Origin of the sequence: Mesorhizobium sp. M4A.F.Ca.ET.020.02.1.1, assembly GCF_004022645.1 — a bacterium.
Taxonomy (GTDB): Bacteria; Pseudomonadota; Alphaproteobacteria; order Rhizobiales; family Rhizobiaceae; genus Mesorhizobium.
Map to the genome: position 1 here is coordinate 1 of NZ_RZOI01001370.1, position 519 is coordinate 519.

Sequence of the window (519 nt, forward strand, 5' to 3'; positions counted from 1 at the left end):
CGTGACCTCTGGGCCGATGCCATCACCTGGCAGGACAGCGATTTTCATGTTGTTCTCCGAACGTCAGTGGGAATTGGGCGCGCTGGTCTCGGTGCGCTCGAAATCGTTGACGCGGTCGAGCAGCGACAACGTGTAGTCGATCTCGTCGAGACCGGCGAGGAGGCAAGAGCGGCCGAACGGATCAACGGAAAACGGATACACGAGACCGTCCGGATCGACGACCTGCTCATTCTCCAGATCGATCGTAAGCTGCGTTCCAGGGGATGCGTCGAGTCCGTGCCGGATCGCTCGAACGACCTCTGCAGGCAGCGTGACCGGCAACAATCCGTTCTTCAGGCAATTGGCTTGAAAAATGTCGCCGAAGCTTACGGCGACAATGCTGCGAATGCCGAAATCGACGAGCGTGTGAACGGCCTGCTCGCGCGAAGACCCGCAACCGAAGTTGCGGTCGGCGACAAGGATCGTGGAGTTCGAGAAGCCGGCGCGATTCAGCACGAAATCGGGGAGTTGGTCTCCGGT

The 519-nt window shown here is 59.7% G+C and carries 1 protein-coding gene; it reads right to left on the bottom strand.

The features are described 5' to 3' along the window. Nucleotides 1–63: 63 nt before the first annotated feature. A partial coding sequence (leuD, locus tag EN742_RS37200; RefSeq protein WP_128334002.1) for a 3-isopropylmalate dehydratase small subunit occupies nt 64–519 on the bottom strand: 456 nt, incomplete at its 5' end.